Here is a 2,620-nt window from a genome sequence, read left to right as displayed (position 1 = left end):
GTTTGTTTTTTGTTTGGGAACAAAAATTATACACTATTATGAACTCTTCTTTTTTGCACTTGGATTGTAAATTCAAGGTGAAATATTTAGGCCTTAGCTATAATGATATGCTGAATGCTATTGCAGGGAAAATTGCTAAAACTATGCCGGCATTATTGATTTTAATCACTGTCGGTTTACTCATCGGGACTTGGATTGCAGGTGGTACGATTCCGATGATGATTTATTATGGGTTGAAGGTAATTGATCCTAAATTTTTATACATTACCGCCCTGTTTTTGACTTCAGTGGTTTCTATTTGCACCGGCACGTCTTGGGGTTCGGCCGGAACCGTAGGTGTGGCCTTTATGGGGGTCGCGACCGGATTAAACGCCAACCTTGCCGCCACCGCAGGTGCTGTCGTAGCAGGAGCCTATTTCGGAGATAAACTTTCACCGTTATCCGACACCACAAATATCGCATCGGCGGCAACCAGTGTGGATTTATATGAGCATATTACCCATCTATTATATACCACACTCCCGTCTTTTATATTGGCGGCGATAGTTTATATCATATATGGAATGAATGCGGATTTTCAGAACGTGGCAACGCCGGAAAAAGTTGCACTAATGCTATCCGGTTTGGAGTCAATTTATCATTTCAACTTGTTATTATTAATTCCTGTAGTCATTATCTTATGGGGTTCCATTACCAAAAAACCGACAATTCCGGTCATGTTATTATCGGCATTCATTGCCATGTCAAATGCATTTTTTATCCAACACGTTGCGTTGCATGACATTGTAAACAGTGCGGTTAATGGTTTTAATGTATCAATGATCCATAGCGATGTTCAAATTAGTTCGGATTTAAACCGTCTGTTAAATCGTGGCGGGATGAATTCAATGATGGGAACTTTATTAATCTGCTTTTGCGCATTATCGTTCGCCGGTGTTTTATCATTAAGCGGCGCATTGGATGTCATCATTAACAACTTATTAAAATTGGTAAAATCCACTGCGTCACTCATTGTTGCGACGATTATCTGCGGCTTAACCATGATAGGTGTAACCAGCAACGGGCAGGTTTCCATCCTGATTCCGGGTGAAATGCTACGGGATGCCTATATCGAACGTGGTCTGCACCCCAAAAATCTCAGCCGGACGATAGAAGACTCGGCGACTATCATCGAACCGATCCTACCTTGGACAGCTGCCGGCGCTTATATGGCCGGCACTTTAGGCGTAGCGACATTGTCTTATTTACCTTGGGCCGTGCTATGTTGGAGCGGTATCGTATTTGCGACAATTTGGGGAATTACCGGTTTCGGTATAACTAAACTAAATCAATAGCCGTTAAAAAGTGCGGTCGGTTTTTTGAGTGAAATCACAGAGATGAAATAAAGCAGTTTTCTTCGCGGCGAATTTGTGTATGCTAATATCGGTTGCCGCAAAGGGAAAATGTGATGAATAATCAAAAATATTACCGCATTGCGTTGTTATTCAACGCGAACAAAATCTATGACCGGGAAGTGGTTGAGGGTGTGGGGCAGTATTTGCAGGCATCGCAATGTATGTGGGATATTTTTGTGGAAGATGAGTTTATTTATCATAAAGATACCATCAACAATCTGTCTATTGACGGCATTATCGCCGATTTTGATGATTCCGAAACCGTCGAGTTACTTAAAAATATATCGATTCCGCTCATTGCCGTGGGCGGCTCTTATCAAAATCCCGCGTTTTATCCCAATCTGCCTTATGTCGCCACTGATAATTATGCCCTGGTGGAAACCGCTTTTTTACATTTGAAACAAAAAGGCATTACCCGCTTTGCGTTTTATGGTTTGGAGACGGAAGAAACCAAGCATTGGGCAAATGAAAGAAAAGACGCGTTTCTTGCGTTAATGCGGAAATACGAATTCCAAAGTGCGGTCTATTTGGGCGACAAAACCGACTCGCAAAACTGGGCACAGGAACAGGCGAAAGTCACCGACTGGCTCAGAACCTTGCGCCCCCACACCGGCATTATCGCCGTCACCGACGCCCGTGCACGACATATTCTGCAAGCCTGCGAAACCGCCGGCATTGCCGTACCGGAACAACTCTGCGTGATCGGTATTGATAACGAAGAACTGATTCAATATTTATCCCGCGTCTCGCTTTCTTCTGTGGCACAAGGCACACGGGAAATCGGTTATCAGGCGGCGAAACTGCTACACCGTTTATTAACCGGGCAGAAAGTCGCCGCGACACCGCTTCTGATCCCGCCGGTAAAAGTCATCGAACGCAGCTCCACCGATTACCGCTCTCTGCGCGACCCGCTGGTGATGCAAGCTATGCACTACATCCGCCACCGCGCCTGCCAAGGCATCAAAGCGGAACAGGTGTTGGATTACCTGCGCACCTCCCGTTCCAACCTGGAAGCCCGTTTTAAAGCGGAAATGAACAAAACCATTCATCAGGTCATCCACGAAGAAAAAATCACCCGCGCCAAACAGCTACTTGCGTCGCAGCGATATTCCCATTCAGGAAATCTCCGACATTTGCGGCTACCCGTCACTTGTATCTCAACCGATAAAGTTAAATCATAAAATCAGGGTAAGAAATTGAACCTGTCCCAAGTGCCAGACACTGAG

The 2,620-nt window shown here is 44.9% G+C and carries 1 protein-coding gene and 1 pseudogene; both read left to right on the top strand.

The window, feature by feature from the left end; genetic code table 11:
• Positions 1-38: 38 nt before the first annotated feature.
• Positions 39-1,334 carry a Na+/H+ antiporter NhaC gene (nhaC, locus tag DK423_RS10910; protein ID WP_081110702.1) on the top strand — a complete coding sequence of 432 codons (1,296 nt, stop codon included), beginning with the start codon at positions 39-41 and terminating at the stop codon, positions 1,332-1,334.
• 113 nt (positions 1,335-1,447) lie between these two features.
• Positions 1,448-2,594 (top strand): annotated as a pseudogene (locus tag DK423_RS10905) (XylR family transcriptional regulator).
• The last annotated feature ends 26 nt before the right edge of the window (positions 2,595-2,620 follow it).

The sequence above is a fragment of the Aggregatibacter actinomycetemcomitans genome (genome assembly GCF_003130205.1).
Classification (GTDB): Bacteria; Pseudomonadota; Gammaproteobacteria; order Enterobacterales; family Pasteurellaceae; genus Aggregatibacter; species Aggregatibacter actinomycetemcomitans_A.
The sequence above is the reverse complement of the archived record's forward strand: the minus strand, read 5'-3'. Positions and strand labels throughout refer to the sequence as shown.